This window comes from Mesorhizobium sp. ESP6-5 (assembly GCF_020164695.1).
Lineage (GTDB): Bacteria > Pseudomonadota > Alphaproteobacteria > Rhizobiales > Rhizobiaceae > Mesorhizobium > Mesorhizobium australicum.
The window spans coordinates 1-25257 of record NZ_JAIUGR010000012.1 but is presented as its reverse complement, the minus strand read 5'-3'; the positions used below and the strand labels follow the sequence as shown (position 1 = coordinate 25257).

Annotated in this window: 29 protein-coding genes and 1 tRNA gene; 16 read left to right on the top strand and 14 right to left on the bottom strand. The window is 64.1% G+C overall.

Going from position 1 to position 25257, the window contains the following annotated elements; translation table 11 throughout:
* The first annotated feature begins 187 nt into the window (after positions 1 to 187).
* The 4 genes from LB524_RS20055 (at position 188) to LB524_RS20040 (ending at position 3683) form a co-directional block, all read left to right on the top strand.
* A complete protein-coding gene (locus tag LB524_RS20055) occupies positions 188 to 1243 on the top strand; it encodes an ABC transporter permease (RefSeq protein WP_224529578.1) in 1056 nt (351 codons plus the stop codon).
* Positions 1240 to 2184 carry an ABC transporter permease gene (locus LB524_RS20050; RefSeq protein ID WP_140662481.1) on the top strand — a complete coding sequence of 315 codons (945 nt, stop codon included), beginning with the start codon at positions 1240 to 1242 and terminating at the stop codon, positions 2182 to 2184. Before LB524_RS20055 ends, LB524_RS20050 begins: the two co-directional genes overlap by 4 nt.
* A gap of 263 nt (positions 2185 to 2447) precedes the next feature.
* A complete protein-coding gene (locus tag LB524_RS20045; RefSeq protein ID WP_015315103.1) occupies positions 2448 to 2603 on the top strand; it encodes a hypothetical protein in 156 nt (51 codons plus the stop codon).
* Positions 2604 to 2741: 138 nt separating this feature from the next.
* Entirely contained in the window at positions 2742 to 3683 is a 942-nt protein-coding gene (locus tag LB524_RS20040; protein ID WP_224529576.1) for an LLM class flavin-dependent oxidoreductase, read from the top strand.
* Here LB524_RS20040 and LB524_RS20035 read toward each other — a convergent pair.
* Positions 3641 to 4375, bottom strand: coding sequence for a cysteine hydrolase family protein (locus LB524_RS20035; RefSeq protein ID WP_140616531.1), 735 nt, complete (start codon positions 4373 to 4375; stop codon positions 3641 to 3643). The genes LB524_RS20040 and LB524_RS20035 overlap by 43 nt on opposite strands.
* A gap of 289 nt (positions 4376 to 4664) precedes the next feature.
* Between LB524_RS20035 and LB524_RS20030 the strand changes: the two genes are divergently transcribed.
* The 4 genes from LB524_RS20030 to LB524_RS20015 all read left to right on the top strand — a co-directional run bounded on the left by LB524_RS20030 (position 4665) and on the right by LB524_RS20015 (position 7870).
* Entirely contained in the window at positions 4665 to 5456 is a 792-nt protein-coding gene (locus LB524_RS20030; protein ID WP_224529797.1) for an ATP-binding cassette domain-containing protein, read from the top strand.
* Positions 5457 to 5521: 65 nt separating this feature from the next.
* Positions 5522 to 6448 carry a tonB-system energizer ExbB gene (exbB, locus tag LB524_RS20025; protein WP_224529573.1) on the top strand — a complete coding sequence of 309 codons (927 nt, stop codon included), beginning with the start codon at positions 5522 to 5524 and terminating at the stop codon, positions 6446 to 6448.
* A 13-nt stretch (positions 6449 to 6461) separates the two neighbouring features.
* A complete protein-coding gene (gene exbD / locus LB524_RS20020; protein ID WP_140616534.1) occupies positions 6462 to 6929 on the top strand; it encodes a TonB system transport protein ExbD in 468 nt (155 codons plus the stop codon).
* The gene (locus tag LB524_RS20015; RefSeq protein ID WP_224529570.1) at positions 6926 to 7870 is read left to right on the top strand and encodes an energy transducer TonB; all 945 of its coding nucleotides are present in this window, start codon (positions 6926 to 6928) and stop codon (positions 7868 to 7870) included. The genes exbD and LB524_RS20015 overlap by 4 nt, the downstream gene beginning before the upstream one ends.
* A 51-nt stretch (positions 7871 to 7921) precedes the next feature.
* Here LB524_RS20015 and LB524_RS20010 read toward each other — a convergent pair whose 3' ends face one another.
* The 4 genes from LB524_RS20010 to LB524_RS19995 all read right to left on the bottom strand — a co-directional run bounded on the left by LB524_RS20010 (position 7922) and on the right by LB524_RS19995 (position 9831).
* A complete protein-coding gene (locus tag LB524_RS20010) occupies positions 7922 to 8173 on the bottom strand; it encodes a hypothetical protein (RefSeq protein ID WP_015315110.1) in 252 nt (83 codons plus the stop codon).
* A gap of 67 nt (positions 8174 to 8240) precedes the next feature.
* Entirely contained in the window at positions 8241 to 8444 is a 204-nt protein-coding gene (locus tag LB524_RS20005) for a nitroreductase family protein (protein ID WP_224529567.1), read from the bottom strand.
* Positions 8445 to 8685: 241 nt separating this feature from the next.
* Entirely contained in the window at positions 8686 to 9435 is a 750-nt protein-coding gene (locus tag LB524_RS20000) for a helix-turn-helix domain-containing protein (protein ID WP_224529564.1), read from the bottom strand.
* 320 nt (positions 9436 to 9755) lie between these two features.
* Positions 9756 to 9831: transfer RNA gene (locus LB524_RS19995), tRNA-Ala, on the bottom strand.
* A gap of 148 nt (positions 9832 to 9979) precedes the next feature.
* Here LB524_RS19995 and LB524_RS19990 point away from each other — a divergent pair.
* Both LB524_RS19990 and LB524_RS19985 read left to right on the top strand, forming a co-directional pair.
* The gene (locus LB524_RS19990; protein WP_015315112.1) at positions 9980 to 10273 is read left to right on the top strand and encodes a YggT family protein; all 294 of its coding nucleotides are present in this window, start codon (positions 9980 to 9982) and stop codon (positions 10271 to 10273) included.
* Positions 10274 to 10280: 7 nt separating this feature from the next.
* Positions 10281 to 10595, top strand: a complete 315-nt coding sequence (locus LB524_RS19985; RefSeq protein WP_224529562.1) for a DUF167 domain-containing protein — start codon at positions 10281 to 10283, stop codon at positions 10593 to 10595.
* A gap of 138 nt (positions 10596 to 10733) precedes the next feature.
* On the opposite strand, the gene LB524_RS19980 is transcribed toward LB524_RS19985, so the two are convergent.
* The 3 genes from LB524_RS19980 to LB524_RS19970 are packed head-to-tail and all read right to left on the bottom strand — an operon-like array spanning position 10734 to position 13475.
* Positions 10734 to 11615 carry a MurR/RpiR family transcriptional regulator gene (locus tag LB524_RS19980; protein WP_015315114.1) on the bottom strand — a complete coding sequence of 294 codons (882 nt, stop codon included), beginning with the start codon at positions 11613 to 11615 and terminating at the stop codon, positions 10734 to 10736.
* Positions 11616 to 11631: 16 nt separating this feature from the next.
* Entirely contained in the window at positions 11632 to 12702 is a 1071-nt protein-coding gene (locus tag LB524_RS19975; protein WP_140616538.1) for an ABC transporter ATP-binding protein, read from the bottom strand.
* A 2-nt stretch (positions 12703 to 12704) separates the two neighbouring features.
* On the bottom strand, positions 12705 to 13475 hold the full coding sequence (locus tag LB524_RS19970) for an SDR family NAD(P)-dependent oxidoreductase (RefSeq protein WP_224529559.1): 771 nt from the start codon (positions 13473 to 13475) through the stop codon (positions 12705 to 12707).
* Between the two features lie 182 nt (positions 13476 to 13657).
* Here LB524_RS19970 and LB524_RS19965 point away from each other — a divergent pair, with 182 nt between their 5' ends.
* The 4 genes from LB524_RS19965 (at position 13658) to LB524_RS19950 (ending at position 18578) form a co-directional block, all read left to right on the top strand.
* The gene (locus LB524_RS19965; protein ID WP_140662496.1) at positions 13658 to 14884 is read left to right on the top strand and encodes an ABC transporter substrate-binding protein; all 1227 of its coding nucleotides are present in this window, start codon (positions 13658 to 13660) and stop codon (positions 14882 to 14884) included.
* A gap of 431 nt (positions 14885 to 15315) precedes the next feature.
* A complete protein-coding gene (locus tag LB524_RS19960; RefSeq protein ID WP_015315118.1) occupies positions 15316 to 16185 on the top strand; it encodes a carbohydrate ABC transporter permease in 870 nt (289 codons plus the stop codon).
* Complete coding sequence (locus tag LB524_RS19955; RefSeq protein ID WP_224529558.1) at positions 16182 to 17006, top strand: carbohydrate ABC transporter permease; 825 nt, start codon at positions 16182 to 16184, stop codon at positions 17004 to 17006. Before LB524_RS19960 ends, LB524_RS19955 begins: the two co-directional genes overlap by 4 nt.
* Before the next feature lie 78 nt (positions 17007 to 17084).
* Entirely contained in the window at positions 17085 to 18578 is a 1494-nt protein-coding gene (locus tag LB524_RS19950) for a M81 family metallopeptidase (RefSeq protein WP_224529557.1), read from the top strand.
* 25 nt (positions 18579 to 18603) lie between these two features.
* Here the strand turns inward: LB524_RS19950 and LB524_RS19945 are convergent, their stop codons facing one another.
* The 6 genes from LB524_RS19945 to LB524_RS19920 all read right to left on the bottom strand — a co-directional run bounded on the left by LB524_RS19945 (position 18604) and on the right by LB524_RS19920 (position 23908).
* The gene (locus tag LB524_RS19945; protein ID WP_224529556.1) at positions 18604 to 20658 is read right to left on the bottom strand and encodes a M3 family metallopeptidase; all 2055 of its coding nucleotides are present in this window, start codon (positions 20656 to 20658) and stop codon (positions 18604 to 18606) included.
* Between the two features lie 89 nt (positions 20659 to 20747).
* Positions 20748 to 21182: a nuclear transport factor 2 family protein gene (locus LB524_RS19940; protein ID WP_224529555.1), complete on the bottom strand. Its 435-nt coding sequence runs from the start codon at positions 21180 to 21182 to the stop codon at positions 20748 to 20750.
* On the bottom strand, positions 21179 to 21823 hold the full coding sequence (locus LB524_RS19935; RefSeq protein WP_140616544.1) for a carbonic anhydrase: 645 nt from the start codon (positions 21821 to 21823) through the stop codon (positions 21179 to 21181). The genes LB524_RS19940 and LB524_RS19935 overlap by 4 nt, the downstream gene beginning before the upstream one ends.
* 147 nt (positions 21824 to 21970) lie before the next feature.
* Complete coding sequence (locus LB524_RS19930) at positions 21971 to 22762, bottom strand: DUF429 domain-containing protein (protein WP_224529554.1); 792 nt, start codon at positions 22760 to 22762, stop codon at positions 21971 to 21973.
* Complete coding sequence (pdxY, locus tag LB524_RS19925; protein WP_140616546.1) at positions 22759 to 23643, bottom strand: pyridoxal kinase PdxY; 885 nt, start codon at positions 23641 to 23643, stop codon at positions 22759 to 22761. Before pdxY ends, LB524_RS19930 begins: the two co-directional genes overlap by 4 nt.
* 13 nt (positions 23644 to 23656) lie before the next feature.
* A complete protein-coding gene (locus tag LB524_RS19920; protein WP_023771802.1) occupies positions 23657 to 23908 on the bottom strand; it encodes a hypothetical protein in 252 nt (83 codons plus the stop codon).
* Between the two features lie 162 nt (positions 23909 to 24070).
* Between LB524_RS19920 and LB524_RS19915 the strand changes: the two genes are divergently transcribed.
* Together LB524_RS19915 and LB524_RS19910 are read left to right on the top strand one after the other, a co-directional pair.
* Positions 24071 to 24709, top strand: a complete 639-nt coding sequence (locus LB524_RS19915; protein ID WP_015315127.1) for a LemA family protein — start codon at positions 24071 to 24073, stop codon at positions 24707 to 24709.
* 99 nt (positions 24710 to 24808) lie between these two features.
* Positions 24809 to 25257, top strand: a 449-nt coding sequence (locus LB524_RS19910; RefSeq protein WP_224529796.1) for a TPM domain-containing protein, incomplete at its 3' end; no start/stop codon positions are given.

The following is a 25257-nucleotide window of genomic DNA, read 5'->3' as shown; positions in this document are numbered from 1 at the left end:
AAAAATTCCTCGACATGCGCGCCAAGGGCTGCGGCATCATCGTCATCGGCGAGGATCTGGAGGAACTGCTGGTGCTCTGCGACCGCATCGCGGTGATGTATGAGGGCCGCATCGTCGGCACGCTGGACAGTGCCGATGCGACCGTCGCCCGGCTCGGCCTGCTGATGACCGGCGCGGAGGGCCACTGATGTTCCGCCTCGAAGTCCGCACGTCCACGCCCGCCTGGTTCAACCTCGCGCTGCCGTTGCTGGCGATTGTCGCCACGCTCATCCTGTGCAGCGGCCTGATCGCGCTGGCCGGGGCCGGGGTGTTCGAATCCTACGGCGTGATGTTCACGGCCTCGCTTGGCGACAGCTACGCCATCACCGAAACGCTGGTCCGCGCCGCCCCGATGATCTTTACCGGGCTGGCGGTGGCGGTCGCCTTCCGCGCAAAGTTCTGGAACATCGGCGCGGAAGGACAATTGCTGGCCGGCGCGGTGGCGAGCTGTTTCGTCGGTGCGATCCCGATGCCAGGACCGCTCGCCATGCTTTTCATGGCGCTGGCGGGGGCGGCCGCGGGCGCGGCGGTCGCGCTGGTGCCTGCGACGCTGCGGGTAAAGTTCAAGGTCGACGATGTCGTGAGCTCCTTGCTGCTCAACTCGGTCATCTATTATGCCCTGATGGCGCTGATCGAGGGACCGTGGAAGGACAGCTTCAGCGGCTATCCGATCTCGCCGCCGATCGAGGATACAGCGAACTTTCCGGTGCTGATCGAAGGCACGCGGCTGCATCTCGGTGTCGTCGCGGCGCTGATCGCGGCCCCGCTGATCTGGTTCCTGATCGTGCGCACGACGCTGGGCTTCCGGATCAGGGTCACCGGCGAAAACCCGGAAGCGGCACGCTATGGCGGCATCCATGTCGAGCGCGTGCTGCTGTCGACGGCGCTGCTGTCGGGCGCGTTGGCGGGGCTGGCCGGCGTCGGCGAGGTCGGCGGCGTGCATTTCCAGGTGATGAGCGATATTTCGCCGGGCTACGGCTATTCCGGCATAGTCGTCGCCATGCTGGCGCGGCTCAACCCGCTCGGCGTCGTGCCGGCGGCGATCTTCCTTGCAGCCGTGATGACCGGCGCCGAGGCGATGTCGCGGGCGACCGGCGTGCCGGCCTTCCTCAGCGACGTCATCCAGGGCACGGCGCTGCTCGCCATGCTGGTGGCGCTGCTGTTCACGGCCTATCGTATCCGCCGCGTCGGAGCCGTTGGATGAGCGCGGTGTTCGAACAGATTTTTCAGGTCGGCTTTCTCGCCGCCATCATCCGCATCGCCACGCCGCTGGCCTTTGCCACGCTCGGCGAAATGTTCTCCGAACGGGCCGGCGTGCTCAATCTCGGCATCGAAGGCATCATGCTGCTTTGCGCCATGACCGGCTTCACCGCCACCAGCCTCAGTGGAAGCCTGTGGCTGGGTGTGCTGGTGGCGGTGCTGACCGGCATGCTGATGGGCGCGCTGCATGCGCTGTTCACGGTGGTGCTCGGCCTCAGCCAGCATGTCTGCGGCATCGGCGTCACCCTGTTCTCGTCGGGGCTGGCCTATTTCCTCTACCGGCTGATCTTCGGCCAGCAATCGGTGCCGCCGAGCATCAAGGGTTTTCAGACGCTGCCGATCCCGGTTCTCTCGGACATTCCCGTGCTGGGACCTGCGGTGTTCAACCAGTTCGCGCTGGTCTACATGGCCATTCTGGCCATTCCTCTGGCGGCCTTCATCCTTTACCGCACCCCGTGGGGGTTGTCGGTGCGCATGGTCGGCGAGAACCCGCGCGCGGCCGACTCCGCCGGCGTCAGCGTCATCGCCACGCGCTTCCAGGCCGTCATTCTCGGCGGCGCCCTGATGGGGCTCGCTGGTGCTTTCCTGTCGATGGCGCAGTTCAACGCCTTCACCTTCGGCGTCGTTTCCGGGCGCGGCTGGGTGGCGATCGCGCTGGTCGTCTTCGGCCGTTGGGATCCCTGGCGCTCGGCAGGGGCCGCGCTGCTGTTCGCCTTCGTCGATGCCTTGCAATTGCGCATGCAGGCGAGTGGGCTTGGCCACATCCCCTACGAGGCGTTCCTGATGCTGCCGTTCATCTTCACCATCGTCGCCATGGCCGTCATGTCGCGCAATGCGGTGGCGCCATCGGCGCTGCTCAAGCCGTTTCGAAGGGAAGAGCGTTAGACGAGTAGGATTTGGTGTCCTTGCTATCCCTCCGGACAGGAGAGGAAGGGCGTCAAGCTGTCCCGCAATGAAGAAGCTGGACCTTGGGACGCCTCACATCGATACCGCCGCGCTCTTCCGATCGATTGCCTGGAACCCATGCCCATAGCAATTTCACACCAATCTTTGGCGGTCGACGAGAAAATAATTCTGCCATTTGCACAAAAATAGCAATCGACAAAGTCTACAAGTTTTATAGATTAAGCGGCGAGACGGAGGTCGACATGTCCTATTTCCAGAACGCCCAGACCGACAGCAACGGCCAGCGAGTGGCCAATGCGCAGGGCTTTCGCCCGGCCTATGCCGGCGCTTTCGCCTATCTCGTCTTTGCCCTTGCGTTCGTGTTCACCGGGGCAGTCGTGCTGGGCCTTATTCCCTAAGGCGCGGGATCGACAGGGGCTGCTGCCCCACAACTTTCAGGCAATCGGAGTTGAATGAGCCGAATCCCGGGGCGTTTTCGCGCGCCTGAGGATTCGCATTTCACAGCATCAGTGATTCCAGTGATGGAGGAGATGACAATGCCGATCGAATTCACGCATGTACCCGGCAAGACCGCCGACGCGGCGGTTCCCTTTTTCTATGACTTCGCCGAGACCTCGACCAAGCTCGGGCTGATCGAGGACAGCGGTTTCCAGAAGATCGTCGTCGACGATTCGGCCGGGCTGCTGACCAACATGGATCTGGCCTCGCAGGTGCTCAACCGCACCGCTTCGCTGCAAGTGGTGCTCACCCACTGGGCCGGCGTGATCGAACCCACGGTCGCTGCCCGCCAGCTGGCGTCCATCGACAGGGAGAGCGGCGGACGGCTGACGCTCAGGATGATCAGCGAGCCCTTGAACGACGACGATGCCGAGACACGGCCGGTCGGACATGGCGTCGTCTGGCAGCGCATCGACGAATATCTGGTGCTGTTGAAGCGGCTGTGGTCGAACGACCGGCCCTTCGATCACGAAGGCGCTTTCTACAGCATCAAAAGCGGTTATGTGCCGCGCAAGGGCCCGCATGGCGCCGACCTTGTGGTCCGCATGGGCGGGCAATCCGGAACGGCGCTGAAGGTGGCCGGCCGGCATGCCGATGTCTTCGAACTGGCGCCGGGGCCGATCGACGACATCAGGCAATTGATGGAGCGGGCACGTGGCGCCGCGGCCGAACATGGCCGTGCGGGCAAACTGCGCTTCGCGCTTCCGGTCAGGATCCACCAGGGTGTTTCCGCCGCCGGCCACAAGGCGATCGACCTATCCGGCCCGCCTGCTCAGGCCGCGCTGTCGCTGCTCGCCTATGCCGGGCTCGGGATCGATGAGTTCATGATCGTCGGCGTCGACACGCCGCGCGAGATCGCGACGGCCGGCCGGGAAACATTGGCGCTGCTGCGCAACTCCCTGGCGCGCCGGGAGGCCAGCGAGTTCCAGCCTGGAGCTTATGCGCCTCGCCCAGGATTGGAGACGCGAGCAGCGGGGTGAAGCCCATCAATCGTCTGCTGCTTCAGGCTGTCGCCAAGCCGCGACAGGCCTTCAATGACGGCGTCCGAATCGGCCAGCACGCCGAAGACGCCGTCCTCGACCGTCACCATGTGCAACGCCGCTTCATGCGCTTGTCTGTCGCCGCTGGCGCAGGCGTCCGAAATCGTCAGACACTGGAAATTGCGGTCACAGGCCTCGCGCAGCGTGGTGTGAACGCAGACATCCGTCGTGCATCCGGAAAACATCAGATGCGTGATGCCTTGCGCCCGCAGCACAAGCTCGAAATCCGTATAGGTGAAGGCGCTGTTGCAGGTCTTGTCGACGATGATGTCGTGCGGCGCGACGTCGATCTCCGGGACGATCTGGAAGCCAGCGCCTGAGCGCAGCAGGACGTCGGTGCCGTCGAGGCCGGAACGCTTGCGGCGCCATTTCTCGTAGGGCGTCATGTCCGCCATGTCGGCGCGGTAACCCTGTCTTGTGTGGATGACCGTGACGCCGGCTTTGCGCGCGGCCGCGATCAGGCGGTTCACGGCGGGCAGGATCGCCCGCAGCGGCGAGGGGTCATACCCCTTCCTGGCGAAATAGCCCGATGTCGACAGGAAATCCTGTTGCAGGTCGATGACGACGAGCGCGGTGTTTTCGGCAACCAGCCTGCCGTCATAGGGGTAGTCGAAGGGTGTCGCCTTGATCATCCGGAGCTCCTTGCCGCCGGCTCACCCTAGCGTGTCCGCATCGATGCGGCGACACCGGATGCCGACATCGTGTGGCCCGGGACCGAGATCGCCGGCGCGGATCGGCCGGCTGCGCGGGTGAGGGCCCGTACGCGGCAACAATGGCACCGGCCCCGGAGCGTTTCAGGTTTTTGCGGTGCATTCCCATCTTAAATCTTGACTAACAATATCATGTTTCATAGTCAACCGGGGACCTGCCTCCGCAGACAGGATCGGAATGCGGCGGCGGGGCTGGAGAAATGCCGTGACCATGGCCGAAGCCGATAGCCAGACCGCATTCGATATCGATGCCGTGCGTTTCGCCGTCGGCGAACGGACGCTGCTCGGTCCGGTCTCGCTCGAATTGCGGCGCGCGCGCGTCTACGGGCTGATCGGCCATAACGGTTCGGGCAAATCGACGCTGATCAAGCTTTTGGCGCGCCAGCAGCCGGCAAGCTCCGGCGCCATCACTTTCGCCGCACGGCCGCTATCGCAATGGCGCGCGCGCGAGCTGGCGCGGGCTCTTGCCTATCTGCCGCAGACGACGCCGGCGGCGACGGGCTTGACCGTGCGCGAGCTGGCAACGCTCGGACGCTATCCGTGGCATGGCGCGCTTGGCCGTTTCGGCGCCGAGGACAGGCGCCATGTCGAGCAGGCGCTTGTGTTGACCGACATGGGAGGGTTCACAGAGCGGCTGGTGGATGAATTGTCCGGCGGCGAGCGCCAGCGCGCCTGGTTGGCCATGCTGGTGGCGCAGAATGCCGGCGTCATGCTGCTCGACGAGCCGATCTCGGCGCTCGACATCGCGCATCAGGTCGAGGTGCTGGGTCTGGTCAGGGAACTCAGCCGCAAGCGCGACCTGTGCGTCGTCGTGGTGCTGCACGACCCCAATATGGCGGCGCGCTACTGCGATGAGCTGATCGCGCTGAAGGACGGCAGGCTGCTGACGCGCGGCACACCGGGCGAGATCATGCGGAGCGATGTGCTCAAGGACATTTTCGGCGTCGAGATGGGTGTGTTCGCGCATCCCGTCACCGGCCAGCCCGTCGGCTATGTGCAGTGAAGTCGTCGCCGGCGGTTGCAGGAACCGGCAAGCGGCTGGCCGCCGTGAGAACAAGGAAGAAGCTCATGTCGAGACATGGTTTGTTGGCGGCGTTGGTCGCATCGCTTGTCCTGGGGGCGACCGGCGCCACGGCCCAGGAGCAACCGGCCGGCTCTTCTCCAGCGGTTGAGGCCCCTGCCGCGCCGGCACAAGCTGCACCGGCTGCCATGGCGCCCGCGCAACCAGCCGGCCAGCCGAGCGCGACAGCGCCGGCCGAGGCCGCGCCTGCGGGGGCGATGGACCTGAACCTGCCGCATGACCTGTCGCCATGGGGCATGTTCAAGGCCGCCGACATCATCGTGAAGGCGGTGATGACTGGACTGGCCTTCGCGTCGCTCGTCACCTGGACGATATGGCTGGCCAAGTCGCTGGAGATTTTCGGCGGCAAGCTGCGCCTCCGCCGTGCCGTCCGCGCGATCGGCGATGCCGCCACGCTGAAGCAGGCGAGCCGCGCGCTCGACCGCGGTGGCGATCCCGGCGCGCTCCTGGTGCGGGCAGCGGAAGAAGAGGCCGCGCTTTCGGCCAATGCGCTCGACCACGTCGGCGGCGACGGACTGAAGGAACGGGTCAGCTCGCGCCTGTCGCGCATCGAGGCGGCTGCGTCGCGGCGCATGTCGCGCGGCACCGGCCTGCTGGCGACGATTGGTTCCACCGCGCCTTTCGTCGGCCTGTTCGGCACCGTCTGGGGCATCATGAACGCCTTCATCGGCATCTCGCAGGCTCAGACCACCAATCTCGCCGTGGTCGCGCCGGGCATCGCCGAAGCGCTGCTGGCCACCGCGATGGGTCTGGTCGCGGCAATCCCAGCGGTGGTGATCTACAACGTTTTCGCCCGCTCGATAGCCGGCTACCGGCAGATCCTCGCCGACGCCTCGGCCGGCGTCGAACGGCTGGTCAGCCGCGACCTTGATTTCCGCACGATAGCGCCGGCGACAGCCTTGGCGGCGGAGTAGCGGGAGCGACGCCATGGGGAGCAGAATTCGACAGACCCTGGACGACGACCTCGAGGAAAGCCACGAGATCAACGTCACGCCCTTCATCGATGTCATCCTTGTGCTCCTGATCATCTTCATGGTCGCGGCACCGCTGGCGACGGTGGATGTCAATGTCGACCTGCCCGGTTCGACCGCGACGCCGGCGCCGCGACCGGAGACGCCGCTGTTCCTGACGCTGAAGAACGATCTCAGCCTGGCGATCGGCAACGACACGGTGCCGCGCCCGGCTTTTGCCGCCACGCTCGACAGCCGCACCAAGGGCGACAAGCAGACGCGGATATTCCTGCGAGCCGACAAGGCGGTCGCCTATGGCGAGCTGATGGAGGCGATGAACCTGCTGCGGGCCGCCGGCTATCTGAAGATCGCGCTGGTCGGCCTGGAGGCCGCGCCGGCAGGTGATATCGCCGCACCGGCGCCAGGCAAAGCGGCCGCTCCATGACGCCATCCGCCGCCTCGCCCACGGTGGTGCTGTCGCGCTTCGACTGGCGCGACCTTGGCCTATGGGCATGCGCGGCGGTGCTGATGCTTGGGGCTCATGTCGCGGTCGCGTATGCCGTGCAGAATTTCAATCCAGTCGACCTGTCGGATGGCGGACCGCCGCCGGCCCTAGTGGTCGAGATGGCGCCGATGATGGTGACGCCGTCGGTGCCCGAACAGGCCGCGATGCCCGACGCGGCCATTCCCGACCGGGCCGAGCCAGTCGAACAGACCGAGAAGGCCGCCGAGGCCGAGCCTGACAAGATGGTCGAGCAAGCGGAGCCTGTTACCGAGGCCGTGATGGTGCCGCCGAACGAGCCTACGGAGATGACGAAGGCCGAACCGGTCGAACAGCCGCCGCTGGAACAGGTCGTCCCCGCTATTGTCGAGACCGTCGCGCCGGAGGCTGTCGTTCCGCTGCCGCGGGCAAAGCCGACGGAACGGCGCAAGGAAAAGAAACCGGCCGAAGCCAAGGTTAAAAAGCCGGTCGACAAGCCCAAGCCAAGGCCGAAGAAGGAAAAGGCCAAGCCACCGAAGACGGCAAGTGCCGCGAGAGCCGAGGCCAAGCCTGCCGCCAAGGCGGCGGCGCCGAAATCGGCGGCCGGGTTCTCGGGTGTCAGCCCGGCCAAATGGGAATCGCGGCTGACGGCGTGGATCAATCGCCACAAGCGCTATCCGAGCGCCGCGAAATCCCGGCGCGCGCAGGGCAATGTGAACGTGACTTTTACAATGGACCCATCCGGCCGGGTCCTGTCGGCCCGGGTCGCCCGTTCGTCCGGCGATGCCGAACTCGACCGAGCAGCACTTGCGGTGCTGCAGGGCGCGACCGTGCCGGCGCCACCGGCGGAACTCGGCCCGCGCGTCAGCCGTACAGTGCCATTCGTGTTCAGTTTGCGGGACTAATGCCCCTCAAATCCGTGCCAGCCGTCCCGCAAGCCCGACAATTGCATCGCGCTACGCTGTTCTTGGCTGAGCGTGGTTGTCTTTCGGGTGTGCCTTGGGGTGCATCGGATTGCCGCTGAGCTGCGCGTGTCGTGCCGGCCGTGCGCCGCGCAAGACGTCGAAGGCTTCGGCATAGGCCATACCGAGCAGATAGGAGATCATGGGGAAGCGGCTCGCTTCGGCCATCTGCACCAGCTCATTGGTCATCGTCGCGATATATTGGAGACTGTCGAGCTCTGACTGACGTAAGGCCTGATTTGACATGTTCTGCTCCTGTCATCGAATGAACTTTAGGGAATGCGTACTGGCTGCACTAGATGTACTACGCCGGCTAATTGATCGATCGACCGGCCGAATGCGGATCAAGTTCCGGGATTGAGAGGGTCAACGCATAGATGGGCGCGTCGGTGAGGCGGTCGAGGCCCAGAAGGCGCTTGATCGCCGAATGGCTCAGCGCCGCCGTGGGGCAGGCCGACAAGCCGTGCCTGGTTGCCGCCAACATCATGTTCTGGCCAATGTTCACTTTCTTGGTCATTTTCGTCCCTTTCCCCGACCCCCAGGGATCTGTTGAAAGATCCCGGAAAGGGATCCGCGGGAAGAAAGGTAAGGTCGGAAGAGTTACTGGTTTGTTAAAACTGTAGTAAATCAGCCATGAGCTAAAATATCTTTCTTGGCTAGAAAGTCTAAAAAATCGATTTTACTCGGTTATGGAGTAGGCAATCGCTGGCATACGCTTTTTCGGGATATTCTTGTTCTTATTCAGCGTAAGCAAGCGGCTAACCCAGCCCGTCCCGAGCGAGGCTGACGACGAGCTGGTCGAGGCTGGGATCATCGAGCCTGACGACATGCGCCATGCGGATCGCATGCCTGGGCCGGATATTGGACCTATCCTGCCGCATGATGACCGACACGAATGCCGGCCCGGCTTCGGTCAGAAGCATGGCCTTGCCTGTCAGCACCGGTTCGGAGATAGGCGCCCATTGCACCGAGATCAGCGACGGCTCGCCTGTCTGGCGGCGGTTGACGCCGCTGAAATAGATCCAGTTAAGGCGCGAGATCGCCACGCCGTAATGATTGCCGCGTGCCCGCGCCCATGTCGAGCGATGATGCTCCGACCATCCGGTGACCCTGCGGAACGTGACCAGCTCGGCTTCGCGACGCACGAAGGTGATCGCCCGCACCAGCAGATCGGATCTGCCGGGGATCGAAAAATAGGTGAAATAGGTGCCGCCCGCAATCGACGGAGCGGGCGGCCGGATCATCTGGGTGAACAGGCTTTCGGAGATCGGCGGCAGACCGGGAGCCGTGGGCGAGGTGGTGCCGGGGTCCCGGTACAGCTCGGCTTCGTCGACGCGGAAATAATCGCAGATCAGCTTGGCGGTGGCCTTGTTGGGCACGGTCTGCCCTTGCAGGTAACGCTCGAATTGTGTGCGGTTGATGCCAAGCTCGCGGCATACCGCGCTGACAGAAGCATGGTCCTTGCAGAGCCGCCTGAGATTTGCAGCAAGATTCTGGCGAATGGACACTAGTTTGCTTTCGCAGGCGGATACTTCATTTCGACTCGGAATCCGTATAGCGCTTTCGGTCGCCCCCGCCGAAACGCCCTGTCACAACACACAGAAAAAACTGATTTGAGAACGCCAGTCTAATGGGACGGCTTCCAAAAAAAATAGCGCCTGCCGGACACCGGCCATCGCCATAAGTCCAATTGACAACCATTTCGCCTTGGAAACGGCGAAATGCCATTGGCCATTTTTGGGGGGATCGGGGCTATGCCTTGCATCGCACCGTGGCGGATGCCGGCCGGGCCTTGCAGGAAGGGCCAAAAGCGGAACGATTATTCCGCTGGTGGAGCTGAGGAGGATCGAACTCCTGACCTCGTCATTGCGAACGACGCGCTCTCCCAGCTGAGCTACAGCCCCGTCCAGCGGATGGCGCATTTATCGGGCGCCGCGGTTTCCTGTCAAGGCGGCGCTTCACCGAAAAACCGGCTGCCGGTCGCGTGGCGGAACCCTGCCCTTGCCGGTTTGGCGCGTAATGGCTACATGTCGGCAACAATTGGAGTCCGGCATGCTCGCCCTCATTCAAACCATCGTCATGGCGCTCGACCTCTATTGGTGGGTCATCATCGCCTCGGCGATCTTTTCCTGGCTTTATGCCTTCAACGTCGTCAACTCGCGCAACCAGTTCGTCGGGAGCATCGGGAACATGCTCTACCGACTGACCGAGCCGGCGCTGCGGCCGATCCGCCGCTTCATGCCCGACCTTGGCGGTATCGACATCTCGCCGATCATCCTGTTGCTGATCCTGTTCTTCCTCAGGCAGTTCATTCTCACCACGGTCGCGCCGCTGCTGCTGGCCTGACGATCGCATGAGCGCGCCGTTCCGCATGCGCGAGAACGGCGTCGATCTGTTCGTGCGGCTGACGCCGAAGTCTTCCGTGGACCGAATCGAAATCGTCGAAACATCGGCGGACGGACGCAGTCACGTGAAGGCGCGGGTCCGCGCCGTGCCGGAAAACGGCGCCGCCAATCAAGCGCTGGAGAGGCTGGTCGCCAAGGCGCTGGGTGTTCCGGCATCGGCTGTTTCGGTCGTTGCCGGCGGTACGGCCCGCCTCAAGACGTTGCGGATATTGGGTGATCCTGAGGCGCTGGTAACGGGTGTCGAAGCGCTTTTCCAAAATTAAGATGCAGGCAGGACAGCGCCCCCCTCTGTCCTGCCGGACCCGGTCCTGCGCCGTCGCTCCGGGCATTGGTCGTTCGGAAGGCGCGGACCACTCCTTATCCCCGCTTGGGGAGAAATTGGCGGTTTCGGCGCCGGCTCGTCAATCGCCCAGCGGCAAACGGGGGTCGTCGACCTTCAGCGTGTTCACGCTCTGCTTGATGCGGCGCAGGTTCTCCAGCACCTTCGGTCCGCGTGTCTCGGCGACCGAGGTCACGATCATGTCGACGATCGCCAGCAACGCGTAACGTGACGATGTCGGCTTGTAGATGTTGCCGTCCTCGAACGGCTGCAGGTGGATGACAGTGTCGGCGACCTTGGCCAGCGCGGAGTCGGGCGCGGTGACCGCCACCGTGGCGGCGCCATATTGTTGGGCGACCTGCACCGCCTCGATGACCGAGCGCGCATAGCCGGAGACCGAGAAGGCGACCACCGTGGTGTCTGGCGTGGCAACGGCGGCATACATGCGCTGCAGCTGTCCGTCGATCTGTGCCAGAACCGGCAGGCCGAGCCTGAACAGCCGGTTTTGCATTTCGGTCGCCATCATCGAGGAGATGCCACCCGAACCTATGCACAGCACATTGCCTGATGCCGCAAGCCGCGCGGCGACGTCGACCAGCGTCGTCATGTCGAGGTTCTCGCTGGCGCGCTGGATGGCTGTAACAGCCGCTTCGGTGATGGCCGAGGCAATGCGCTGTTCGCGGGCGTCGCGGCTCAGTGGCTCCGGCGACAGATACTGGCCGCCGATGGCGATGGCCTGGGCCAGGTAGAACTTGAAGTCGCGCAACCCCTCGCAGCCGAGATTGCGGCAGAAGCGGGTGACAGTCGGTTCGCTGACGCCGACCCGCGCGGCGATCTCGGAGATCGCGGCCTTGGAGGCGAAGTCGAGGTCGGACAGGACGAGGCTCGCCAGCCGGCGATCCGACTTGGTGCCGTCCTGCGACATCAGCTGCAGCCGCGTGATGATGTCGGCCGGCGTCTTCATATCCGCGTTTCTGTCGTCATCGCAGCGGCAGGCCCGTCGCCGTGTCGAACAGATGGATGTTGCCGGGGTCGACCGAGACCGGCAGCAGGTCGCCCGGCCGCACCGGCACCCGGTCGCGGAACACGGCGCGCACCGTATCGGTGCCAATGGCGCCGTAGACATGGGTTTCGGAGCCGGTCGGCTCGACCACGTCAACCTTGAGCGTCATGGCGTCGGTGGCTTCACCGACGATGAAATGCTCCGGCCGGATGCCCGCCTCGACGGCACTGCCTGCCGGCACCGGGTCGCCGGCAAGCGCAAGCCGGCCGCCGCCGACCGACTCGAACCAGGTCGTCCCGGGCGTCGTCTTCAGTGCCCCGGATACAAAACTCATCGACGGCGAGCCGAGGAAACCAGCGACGAACTTGTTGGCCGGCCTGTCATAGAGCTCCAGCGGCGGCCCGACCTGCTGGATCCTGCCGCGGTCCATCACGACGATGCGGTCGGCCATGGTCATGGCCTCGATCTGGTCGTGGGTGACGTAAACTATGGTGGATTTCAGCCGTTGGTGCAGCGCCTTGATCTCGGTGCGCATCTGTACGCGCAACTGCGCGTCGAGATTGCTGAGCGGCTCGTCGAACAGGAACACCGAGGGTTCGCGCACGATGGCGCGGCCCATGGCGACACGCTGGCGCTGGCCGCCCGAGAGTTGGCGGGGATACCGGTCGAGATAGGAGAACAGGTTGAGGACGCCGGACGCCTTCTTGACCTTCTGGTCGATGGCGGCGCGGCTCTCGCCCCGGATTTTCGGACCGAAGCCGATATTGTCGGAAGCCTTCAGGTGCGGGAACAGCGCGTAGGATTGGAACACCATGGCGATGTTGCGCTGCTGCGGCGGCAGGTCGTTGGCGCGCGTGCCACCGATCAGGAGGTCGCCGGAACTGATGGTCTCCAGGCCCGCCAGCATGCGCAGCAAGGTCGACTTGCCGCAGCCGGACGGGCCGACGAGCACGACGAACTCGCCGCTCTTGATGTCGAGGCTGATCTCCTCGAGGATCTTGTGCTGGCCGAAGGATTTCGAGAGGTTGCGAAACTCGACGTCGGTCATGGTCACGCTCCCAGTATGTCGTCGATGAACGGCAGGCAGCCGGCGGTCAGTCCCGCATCCACGGGCATCACCACGCCTGTTACGCCCGAGGCGCGGTCGGAGGCAAGGAAAGTCACCGCTTCGGCGACTTCGGAGGCGTTGACGATGCGGCCGAGCGGATAGAGCCGCTGCAGCTTGCCGATTATGTCAGGGTTCTTGGCAAGGCGATGGTCCCAGGCGGCGGTGCGAATCGATCCGGGGCAGACGACATTGGCGCGCACGCCGCTACGGCCGAGCTCGACGGCGATCGACTTGGCATAGGCGTTGATGCCGGCCTTGGCGGCGGCGTAGGCCGGATTGCCGAAATGCGCGATGGCGTTGACGGAAGAAATGAAGACGACGCTGCCCGAACCGCGTGCAGCCATCGCCTTAACCAGCGGGCCGGCGAAAGTCATCACACCGGTCAGGTTGAGGTCGAGCTCATGTTCGATCGTGTCCGCCGTCAGCGCATCGAGCGTTTCGGCGCGCGTCCAGCCGGCATTGTTGACCAGGATATCTGGCACGCCGTCCCGGTCGAGAACGGCGGCGATCCCCGCCTCGATGGAAGCCCGGTCGAGAAGGTCGAAGACATGCCGCGAGGCAAGGTGCGGGCTCGCCAGCGCCTCCTCTGATTGGTCGCAGCCGACCACCCGCGCGCCCCTGCCGGCCAGCAGTGCGACGATCGCCGAGCCAAGGCCGCCACCGGCGCCGGTGACGACGGCGGTCCTGCCTTCGAATTCGGCTCTCGAAACCACGGCGCTTGCTCCTCCCGCAGGTCAGGCAGATGCCTGAGAGGCTAAAGAACCGGATGTAATTAAGCAACATACTAATCCGCTTGCGTGCAGCGAATTCATCGATAATGTAGGAAAGTCACATAAATCTTGTGCCGGCACCGGCACAAGGAGCGCGAATGCGCGAAACAAATGGGAGAGATCGGATGAACCTTGCGAAATGGACTGCCGGCCTGATGGCCGGAATGGGCATTCTGGCCTTCGCGGCGCAGGCAGAGGCCGGCGAAGTGCGGGTTACCGTCGCCGAATACAGCGCCAAGACCGGTCCGTATTTCGAGCAGGTCAAGAAGGAGTTCGAGGCGAAGAACCCTGGCATCACGGTCAAGTTCGAGGTGGTGCCGTGGGATGTGCTCTTGCAGAAGCTGACCACCGACATCACCGCCGGCACCAACGCCGATCTCTCCATCATAGGCACGCGCTGGCTGATCGACTTCGTCCAGCAGGACGTCGCCGAGCCGCTCGACAGCTACATCACGCCCGAATTCAAGGGTCGCTTCATCGACACCTTCCTGTCGCCCTCGATCATGGGCGGCAAGACCTACGGCCTGCCGATCGCCGCCTCGGCGCGCGCCATGTATTACAACAAGGAGCTGTTCGAGAAGGCCGGCATCGCCAAGCCACCGGCAACCTGGACCGAATTGCAGGAGGATGCTCGCAAGATCAAGGCGCAGGGTGCCTTCGGTTTCGGCCTTCAGGGCAAGGAGATCGAGACCGACGTCTATTACTACTACGCGATGTGGTCGCAGGGCACCGAGATCCTCAACAAGGACGGCACGTCGGGCCTGAGCACGCCGGGCGCGCTCGAAGCGGCCAAGCTCTACAAGTCGATGATCGACGAGGGGCTGACGGAGCCCGGCGTCACCTCCAACAATCGCGAGGACGTGCAGAACCTGTTCAAGCAGGGCAAGGTCGGCATGATGATCACGGCGCCCTTCCTGTCCAACCAGATCAAGGACGAGGCGCCGAGCCTCAAATATGGCGTTGCCGCCATTCCGGCCGGTCCGACCGGTGCGCGCGGCACCTATGGCGTCACCGACTCCATGATCATGTTCAAGAACTCCAAGAACAAGGACGAGGCCTGGAAGCTGATGGACTTCCTGTTCACCACGGAACAGCGCGCCAAGTTCACGCAGGGCGAAGGCTTCCTGCCGGTGAACAAGGAAGAGGCCAAGATGGACTATTACGTCAACAACGCCGACCTGGCCGCCTTCACCGCCCTGCTGCCGGATGCCCGTTTCGCGCCGGTCATCCCAGGCTGGGAAGAAGTTGCCCAGATCACGTCGGATGCCATGCAGAAGATCTATCTCGGCGGCGATCCCGAGGCAGGCTTGAAGGAAGCGGCGGCCAAGGCCAACGCAGTGCTGAAGAAGTAGGGGCCGCGCCCAACAAATAGGGCGTATCTCCCTGCGCCCGTGGCGCGCCCCCGACTCAGGTGGGGCGCGCCACATTTCCAAACAGACATTTGGCTGCGCTCCACGTAAATAACGAAGACTGACAAGCAACCACTTTGGACGAATTGTCGACGTCAGCGCCGCCCCTCATTGCCCTGCCGGGCATTTCTCCCCGTATAGAGACGGGGAGAAAGGGCGGCCGGCATCTCGGAGCCCTTTCTGGACGCTGGTGACTGGCGAAAGCGGTGATGAAAGCTCCCCTCTCCCCGTCTCTATACGGGAGAGGATGCCGGCAGGCAGGTGAGGGGCGGCGCCGACGCCGGGGAAGAGTTCGAAACCGAGCGCCTGGGAAGAACAGGTCAACTGGCCAACCAGTGCTACTGATGCCTCGCAACGCGGTGTAAAATCAGCCGATGCAAAATCGCTTCCTGCCCTACCTCCTGACCTTGCCCAGTCTGTTCCTGGCGGCGGTGGTCATCTTCTGGCCGGTCTGGGACCTGATCCAGATCGCCACGCATGACGTCAATCGCTTTGGTCAGCTGCGCGAGTTCAGCGGTCTTGCCAATTTCGCCGCGCTGGCCGCCGATCCCGACTTCGTCGCCGCGCTCTGGCGCACGGGGCTGTGGACGGTGCTGGTGGTCGGCGGAGCGCTGCTGCTCTCGGTCCCGGTGGCGATGATCCTCAATACCGATTTCTATGGGCGTGGCCTTGCCCGCGTCATCATCATGCTGCCCTGGGCAGTGTCGCTGACCATGACGGCCGTGGTCTGGCGCTGGGCGCTGAGCGGTGAAAGCGGCATGCTGAATTCGGCGCTGATCGGACTTGGCCTGATCGACCACAACATCCAGTGGCTTGCGAGCGCCGAGACGGCGTTTCCGATGCAGGTGCTGATCGGCATATTGGTGACGGTGCCGTTCACCACGACGATCTTTCTCGGCGGCCTGTCGTCGATCCCGGACGATCTCTACGAGGCGGCGGCGCTCGAAGGGGCAACGCCGCTCCAGCAGTTCCGCGAGATCACCTTTCCGCTCCTGAAACCCTTCATCAACATCGCCATCGTGCTCAACACCATCTACGTCTTCAACTCGTTCCCGATCATCTGGGTGATGACGCAGGGCGGGCCGGCCAACTCGACCGACATACTGGTCACCCACCTCTACAAGCTGGCATTCCGTATCGGCAAGCTCGGCGAGGCCTCGGCGGTCTCGCTGGTGATGTTCGCCATATTGCTGATCTTCACCATGATCTATGTGCGCCTTGCGATGCGGGAGCAGCGCGCATGAAGGCCAAGCTGAAGCGCACCATCATCGCCTGGCTGCTGCTGGCGCCCTTGATCGTGGTGACGATCTTTCCCTTCGCGGTGATGTTCCTGACAGCGGTCAAGCCGCGTACCGAAGTGCTGACGCCGACATGGTGGCCGAGCGAGTTCCGGTGGTCGAATTTTGCCGACATGTGGGTGGCGACAGGCTTCGGCCGGGCGCTGGCCAATTCGCTCTATGTGTCTGTCATCGCCACCGTTGGCGCCATCCTCATATCCGTCCCGGCGGCCTATGCCATGTCGCGCTTCCGCTTTGCCGGCTATGGAGCGTTCCGCCAGTTCCTGCTGATCTCACAGATGATCTCGCCGATCGTGCTGGTGCTCGGCCTGTTCCGGCTGATGGCTGCCTGGGGACTGGTCGAATCGACCACCACGCTCGGCTTCATCTACATGGCCTTCAACGTCGCCTTCACCGTATGGATGCTGCAGAGCTATTTCGACACCATTCCGCGCGACCTTGAGGAGGCCGCCTGGATGGAAGGCGCCGGCCGCTGGCTGACGCTGCGAAAAGTGTTCCTGCCGCTCTGCCTGCCGGCGATCGCGGTGACGGCGATCTTCACCTTCATCAATGCCTGGAACGAATTCGTCGTGGCGCTCACCATGCTGCGCAGCCAGGAGAGCTATACGCTGCCGATCCAGGTGTTCTCGCTGGTTGCCGGGCGCTACACGATCGAATGGCACCATGTCATGGCGGCGACGCTGCTGGCGACGCTGCCGGTGGCGATCCTGTTCATCTGGCTGCAGCGCTATCTTGTCCGGGGCTTGGCGCTCGGGGCTGTCAAATAGCAATCCCAGCAATTCCAGGAAAAGTGCCCAGCGGTTGTCCGTCCGGAATTGCGAAAACAAGAAGCCCGTGGAGTTTTCATGCGTATCTTCACCGCCTCGCTGGCGACGGAAACCAACACCTTCTCGCCTGTGCCAACGGACCGGGCCTCTTTCGAGATGGCGTTCTATGCCGAGCCGGGCAAGCATCCGGAAACGCCGACCCTGTGCTCCTCGCCGATCGTGGCGCTGCGCCGCCGCGCGGCCGCCGAAAGCCTGACCGTGATCGAGGGCACCGCCACCTGGGCCGAGCCCGGCGGCCTCGTGCAGCGGCAGACCTATGAGGCGCTGCGCGAGGAAATCCTCGGCCAGCTCAAGGCTGCATTGCCGGTCGATGCCGTCATCCTGGGCCTGCATGGCGCCATGGTGGCGCAAGGCTATGACGACTGCGAAGGCGACCTGCTGGAGCGCGTGCGTGGCATTGTCGGGCCAAGCGTGGTGATTGCCTGCGAGTTCGATCCGCACAGCCATCTGACACCGAAGCGCGTGGCGGCGTCCGACATCATGGCCTATTTCCTCGAATTCCCGCACACCGATTTCTACGTGCGCGGCGAGCATGTGGTCGAGCTTGGCCTGGCCGCGGCGCGCGGCGAGATCAAGCCGGTCATCTCAACCTTCGATTGCCGCATGATCCAGGTGCTGCCGACCAGCCGCGAGCCGATGCGCTCCTTCGTCGACCGCATCAAGGCGCTGCACGGCAAGGACGGCGTGCTGTCGGTCTCGGTCATCCACGGCTTCATGGCCGCCGACGTGCCCGAAATGGGCACGCGCATCCTTGTCGTTACCGACAATGACAAGGCCAAGGGCGATGCGCTGGCGGAGCGGCTTGGACGCGAGCTCTATGCCATGCGCGAAACGACCGCGATGACGATGCTGAGTACGGCCGACGGCATCGATCGGGCGCTGGCCGTGCGCAAGGAAAGACCGGGCAAGCCGGTGGTCATTGCCGATATCTGGGACAATCCCGGCGGCGGCGTTCCCGGCGACGGCACCTTCGTGCTGCGCCAGATGCTGGCGCGGGGCCTGGACAAGTTCGGCGTGGCGACGATCTGGGATCCGATCGCGGTGACTTTCTGCCAGGCGGCCGGCGAGGGTGCCGTCATCGACCTGCGTTTCGGCGGCAAAGCCGGCCCGCAGGCGGGCGAACCGATCGATGCACGCGTCAAGGTACTGAAAGCGGTTGCCGAGGGCTGGCAGAGTTTTGGCCCGAGCCGGGTGACATTGGGGCCATCAGCGGTGGTGCGCATCGAGGGCACCGAAGTCGATGTGATCCTGAACACCAACCGCACCCAGACCTTCGAGCCGGATGTCTTCTCCAACATCGGCGTCGATCCGCTGTCGAAAGACATTTTGCTGATCAAGTCGACAAACCATTTCTACGCCGGCTTCGAGCCGATCGCCGCCGAGATCATCTATGTCGCGGCGCCGAGTTCCTATCCCAGCAATCCGGCGGCGACGAATTACACGAAGCTGACGCGGCCGGTGTGGCCAAGGGTAAAGGATCCTTGGGTCGGCAGCCAAGGACAACGAGGTTAACGTCGGCGCCGACTTCGGCGATTGCCTACACCAATCCGCGCTTGACCATCATCGCTTCCGGCGACGGCATTTTGCCGCGAAACGCCGTGTAGAGCTCTTCCGGATCCTTCGAGCCGCCGGCGGCGTAGATGTTCTTCCTCAGCCGCTCGGCCAGCGCCGGGTTGAAGGGGTCTCCGGTTTCCTCGAAGGCGGCGAAAGCATCGGCGTCCAGCACCTCCGACCACATGTAGGAATAGTAGCCGGCCGAATAGCCCTCGCCGGCGAAGACATGGCCAAAATGCGGGGTGCGATGGCGCATGGCGATCGTATCCGGCATATGCAGCGTCGCAAGCGTTTCGGCCTCGAAACGAAGCGGCTCTTCCGGCGCGTCGGGCCGTGCATGGTAGGCCATGTCCATCAAGGCAGAGGCGGTGAACTCGACGGTGGCGAAGCCGGCGCCGAAGGTGCGCGTGGCCAGCATCTTGTCGAGCAGCGCCTTCGGCATCGGCTTGCCGGTCTTGACATGCAGCGCGTGCTTTTCCAGAACCGCCGGCACCGTCAGCCAGTGCTCGTAAAGCTGCGAGGGCAGTTCGACAAAGTCGCGGCTGACCGAGGTGCCTGACACCGACGGCCAGGTGACGTCGGTCAGCATGCCATGCAGCGCATGGCCGAATTCGTGGAACAAGGTCTTCGCTTCGTCGACCGACAGCAAAGCCGGTTCGCCCGCTGGCGGCTTGGCGAAGTTCATGATGTTGTAGATCACCGGCTTCGAGCCATGGCCAAGCTTGTAACCGGACTTCAGCGCGCTCATCCAGGCGCCGGAGCGTTTTGACGGCCGCGCGAAATAGTCGGCGAGGAACAGGCCGCGCTCACTGCCGTCGGCATTTTTGACCACGAAGACGCGCGCGTCCGGATGCCAGGCGGCGATGCCTTTCTTCTCCTCGAACGTGACGCCGAACAACCGTGTCGCGACGTCGAAGCAGGCGTCAATGACGCGGTCGAGCTGCAGATAGGGTTTCAGCTCCGCTTCGTCGAAAGCGAACTTCTCGGCGCGCAGCTTCTCCTGGTAGAAGCGCCAGTCCCAGGCGGCGAATTTTTCGTTGCTGCCGGCCTCGGCTGCCAGACGCTCCAGCTCCTTCTGGTCGGCGGCGGCTTTTTCCAATGCCTTTTCCCAAACCGGGTCGAGCAGTGCGTGCACCGCCTTCGGTGTCTTGGCCATGGTGTCGTCGAGCTTGAGCGCGGCGAAGGAGGCGTAGCCGAGCAGCTTCGCCTTTTCGGCGCGCAGCTTCAGCATGTCGCGCACCACGGACGTGTTGTCGGACGCACCGCCGTTCTGGCCGCGCATGGTGAAGGCGCGATAGGCGATCTCGCGCAGGTCGCGGCGTTCGGAGAAGGTTGTGAACGGCTCATAGATCGAGCGCGACAGGGTGACGGCGTAGCGGCCCTTCTGGCCGCGCATCTCGGCGGCCTCGGCCATCGAGCTTTTCACGAAATCCGGCAGGCCGGCGAGATCGGCCTCGTCGAGGAGCAGTGCCCAGTCGCGCTCGTCGGCCAGCACGTTCTGACCGAAAGTCGTGCCGAGCGACGACAGCTCCTCGTTGATTTTGGCCAGCCGCGTCTTGCCGTCCGCGTCGAGCTTGGCGCCGGAACGGACGAAGCCTTTCCAGGTCTTCTCCAGGACGCGCAGCGTCTCGGGATCGAGGTCAAGGCTCTCGCGGCGCCGGTAGAGATCGTCGATGCGGGCAAACAGCTTCTCGTTCATCGAGATGGCCGAGAAGTGCCGCGACATCTTCGGCGAAATGTCACGCTCCAGGGCCTGGATGGTTTCGTTGGTGTGAGCGCCGGCGCGGCACCAGAAGATCGATGAGACATGATCCAGCGCCTCGCCGCCGAGCTCAAGCGCGGCAAGCGTGTTCTCGATGCTCGGCGTATCCTTGTTGCCTGATATCGCGTCGATCTCGGCCTCATGCGCCTTCAGCGCGGCGTCGAAGACGGGAGAAAAATCACCGTCGCCAATATGGGCGAAATCGGGCAGGCCGAGCGGCCCTCGCCACGCGGTCAACGGATGGGCGGCGAGATCGACGGCTTTCGGAGAGGGCATGGAGGGTCTTTCGCTGGCGTCAGGAAGGAGGTGTCACCGATGTAGGGCGCGGTCCGCGGGCCCGCAATATGCCAGTTGGCCGCTCCGCCTCAGTAGCCCTCGCAGTTTTCAGCGATTGCCGCCTGCGAACTGGCGGTGATGCGGTTGTCGCTCACCGCGAAGGTCTCCTGCATCAACATATCATTGTCGGGGAAGTCGTAGCAGGCGATCACGGTGGTGACCCCGCCTTCGGTCTTCTCGATGCGGTGGCGGATCGCGGCTCCCGCAACCGCACCTTTCCATTCGTCGAGCGAGGCGATGAATTCCTGCTTGCTCTGGACAACGCCGAGGTCGTCGAGCTTGATGCGGACGTCGTCGGCGAGCAGGTCCGCCAGCTCGGTGCGATCGGCGACCAGCAGCGCCGAATACCAGCGGCTTATGATGGCGCGGTCATCGGCGCGAGCGGCAACGATCGCTATGATCAGCGCGGCCGCCGTGAAAACGACCGGCCGGACACTCATCGCCTGCCGCGCCGTACCGTTCATTCCAGCACCGGCCGCTCGAAATCGCCGGTCTCCTTGTTCATCACCCAGAGCTCGCCGGTCGAAATGTCGAACCAGGCTCCGTGCAATGACAGCCGCCCCTTGCCCTCAAGGATTGAGACGCAGGGAAAGGTCCTGAGATTGGCGAGGGAGTAGCGGATCGAGATGCGCTCCAGGGCCGTCTGGCGTTCCGTCGCCGTCATGAAGGTGCTGGCCGACACCGTCTCGGCGGCCGGCGCGATCAGGCTCATCCACTTGCCGATGAAGTCGCCGGGAGACAGCGGCGCGGAGTTGGTGTCGAGCGCGGCCCGGATGCCGCCGCAGCGGCCGTGGCCCATGACAACGATATTCTTGACCTTGAGGCTCTGCACCGCGAATTCGAGCGCGGCCGAGGTCGAATGGAACTCGCCGTCCGGCTCGTAAGGCGGCACCAGATTGCCGACATTGCGCAAGACGAAGAGTTCGCCGGGGCCGGCGTCGAAGATCGCCTCGGGCGCGGATCGCGAGTCGCAACAGGCGACGATCATGGTCTCGGGCGCCTGGCCTTCGCGGGCGAGCTCGCGATAGCGGCCGCTCTCGGTGAGGTAGCGGCCGTTCATGAAATTGCGGTAGCCGGCGAGGAGGTGTTCGGGAAGATGAGGCATGGGCGGCTAAGGCCTTTCCGGGTTGGAGGCGGCAGCTCGTTGCGGTCGAGGAAAGCCTCTAACGGCAAAAACCCGTTACGAGCAATGCAGAATTGTAGGGGCTAGCTATAAATGCCATGCGCCAGAGCGGGACGCCCGCCGACATTGTCACGCCCAAATGGCGACCGGTATGCCAAAACCGTCAGTGCGAGGCGGGTCGGGAAACGGCTTCGCGTCGCCGCTGGCGATGCGGCCGGCAATCAGCATCATGGCCGCCGCATCGAGGAAATCGTCGGCGGCCGCACCACGTGGCGGCAGCTGGTCGAGGAAATCCATGTCATAGCCGTGCCGGCAAAGCAGCGCCTTGCGCTCCGCCATGCCGGCCAGATTGACGCTGCCCTTGATCTTCTTCGGCAACCGCATGGCCTGATCGCCGTTCAGGCGACAGAAGGCGACTTCCGGATGCGATTCGAAGATGCGGCCGCGCAGTTCGGGCCGCGCGATCAGCAATGTGTCGATCTCGCGGATTTTCGAAAAGATGCCGAAGGCCTGGATGGAAACGCCGCGCGGCGGGTTGGATGTGGCCTTGGCCGCTTCGCTTGCCCTGATATGCGCCGCGTACCAGGCTTCGATCGTGGTGAAGCCGCTGGTGTCGGCATAGAGCGCGGCACGGGACGGAATCGAGAAGACGCTGGACTGGCGAGCGCCAAGCAGCGGCCGCACCAGCGCTTCCGGCCCGCGTCCGCCCTTTTGCGAAAATTCCGGTAGACCGATCGGCATGTCGACGGCGACGATCGCGTCATCGGGGATCGCCGCCAGCAGGGCGGCGAACGAAGAGAAGACATCGACCGAAGGCGCCGTATCTGGGTCACGACGTGTCGAACCGGGTTCGCTCCGCACGGCGATCCAGCCGGCCTTGCAGCCATCGGCGCCGACGAGCACGACCTTGGCCGGGGTCACGCCCGGCGATCCCGCCCCGGATGCGTGAGGTGGCGAAGCTGGACCATGGCCATCGGGTGCGACAGGCTCTGCGCGTCGGTTTCGAGCTGCAACTCGTCGCCGCCGCGTTTTGCGGTGCGCGCCAGGATTTCGTAGACCGCCGCCGTCGTCGACTGCAGCGCCTTGATCGCCGGCTGGCCGGACAGGATGCGCGCCAGGTAGACCGCTGCCGTCAAGTCGCCAAGGCCGTTCGGCGGCTTGTCGATCAGGCGGTGTTCGGCCAGCAGCGCCTGGGTGCCGTCGAGCAGCAGATTGCCTGTTCCGCCTGACATCATCGACGGTGCCGAGGTGACCAGCATGGTCGATGGTCCGGCGTGGAGTGCGGCCGAGATCACCGATTTCAGATCGGGCAGCGGCGCGCCGGCCATCCATTCCAGCTCATAGCGGTTGGGGGTGGCGATGTCGGCGATCGGCATCAGCCGGTCGCGCATGGCGGCGGCGGTGGGCTCGGGCACGTAGAGGCCGCCGGAATCACCCATCACCGGATCGCAGATATAGACGGCATCGGGCGTTCTCGCCTTGACCGCGGCGACCAGCGAGGCGACCGCCTCGGCCTGGCCGGCCTCGCCGAGATAACCCGACAGCACGGCCCCGACCTCACCCAGCCACGGCGCGCGCTCCAGATCGGCCATCAGCGCCTTGAACTGGTCGAGCGGCGGCACGATGCGGGTCGCGCGGCCATGGCCGGGATGCCAGGGCAGGGTGACCGTAGGTACGGCCCAGACCGGAAAGCCCAGTGTCTCCAGCGCGAAGACGGCCGCGCGGTTGCCGACGGAGCCGCGGGCGACATGGCTGGAAATGACGATGACCGCGTGCGGCGCGTCGGTTTTTTCGGCGCTCATTGTTTCTTGATTCCTAGCTGCCCCGGGTGAGGAAAAGCACGAGCCAGACCATCAGGCCCAGCGCCAGAAGCAGGCCGAGTATCCTGCCAACACGCGTGCCCCAGACTTCGATCGGATCCGTGCGATCGGCATCGGCCGCGGAGACGTGGTCGCGCACGCCTTTCGTCGTCCGTGCCACGAAAGAGTTGCCGGCCGGATCGGTCTCCTGCGCGACGCGCTGGAGGATACGGCGCGATTCGCTGTCGCTGTCCTGGCGTTTCGCCATGATGATATCCCGTTCTGATCGAACCTTATCGCGTTCACCGGGCCAATCACAGGGCCTTGGGCGGGCACAATTCATGCCGAGCCTGCTTCAGAGGCCGAGGCCGTTTTCTTGCGCGCCGATTGTGGTAATGCTCGGATGCAACTTCTATCGAGGGATCCCTTCATGCTTGCCCAGCGCCTTGCTCGACCATCGACATTTCGCACGTTGCCCGCCTTCCTGATGATGGCAATCGTGCTGCCGCTGCTTGCCGGCTGCGGCTACAACACGATCCCGACGGCGGAAGAAAACGCCAGGGCGGCATGGAGCGAGGTGTTGAACCAGTATCAGCGCCGCGCCGACCTCATTCCCAATCTGGTCGAGACGGTCAAGGGCTATGCCTCGCATGAAAAGGACACGCTCGACGCCGTCGTCCAAGCGCGCGCCAAGGCGACGCAGATCACGGTGACGCCCGAAACGCTGAAGGATCCGGAAGCCCTCAAGAAGTTTCAGGATGCCCAGGCCGGGCTGACCAGCGCGCTGTCGCGGCTGATCGCGGTGTCGGAAGCCTATCCCGACCTCAAGGCCAACCAGAATTTCCTGGCGCTGCAGGCGCAGCTCGAAGGCACGGAGAACCGCATCGCGGTGGCGCGGCGCGACTACATCCAGGCGGTCAGGGACTACAATTTGACGCTGAAGACCTTCCCGTCGGTACTGTGGGCGACATTCTGGTTCCGCGGCAACGAGCCCTTCGCCAACTTCACCGTCGACGAAGACAAGATGCAGCCGCCGAAGGTCGATTTCGGCACGAAGCAGGGCGGGTGAACGGCGACTGTCATCGGAACGAATTCCGCGAAAAGACGGACCGCCGGCGTGCAAACACCCCCCTCTGTCCTGCCGGACATCTCCTCCTCAAGGGGGGCGCTGCGGAACGCCTACCTTTCCTTTCTCGGCCTTCTTGCCAGCATCCTCTTCCTCCCGTTCGCCGCCTTCGCTGCCGATCTTCCGGCGCTGACCGGCCGCGTCGTCGACAATGCCGGCATCATCGATGCCGGCACACGTGCGGCGCTGACGCAGAAGCTGGCGGACTTCGAAACCAAGGGCTCCGACCAGATCGTCGTCGCCACCATTCCCAGCCTCGGCGGCGAGGAGATCGAGCCCTACGCCAACCGGCTGTTCCGCTTCTGGAAGCTCGGCCAGGCCAAGGAGAACAACGGTGTCCTGCTTTTGGTCGCGCCAAACGACCGCAAGATGCGCATCGAGGTCGGGTACGGGTTGGAAGGCACGCTGACCGATCTGCACACCAAACTGATCATCGAGAACGACATGGTGCCGGCCTTCCGCGCCGGCGATTTCCCGGGCGGCATCTCCAA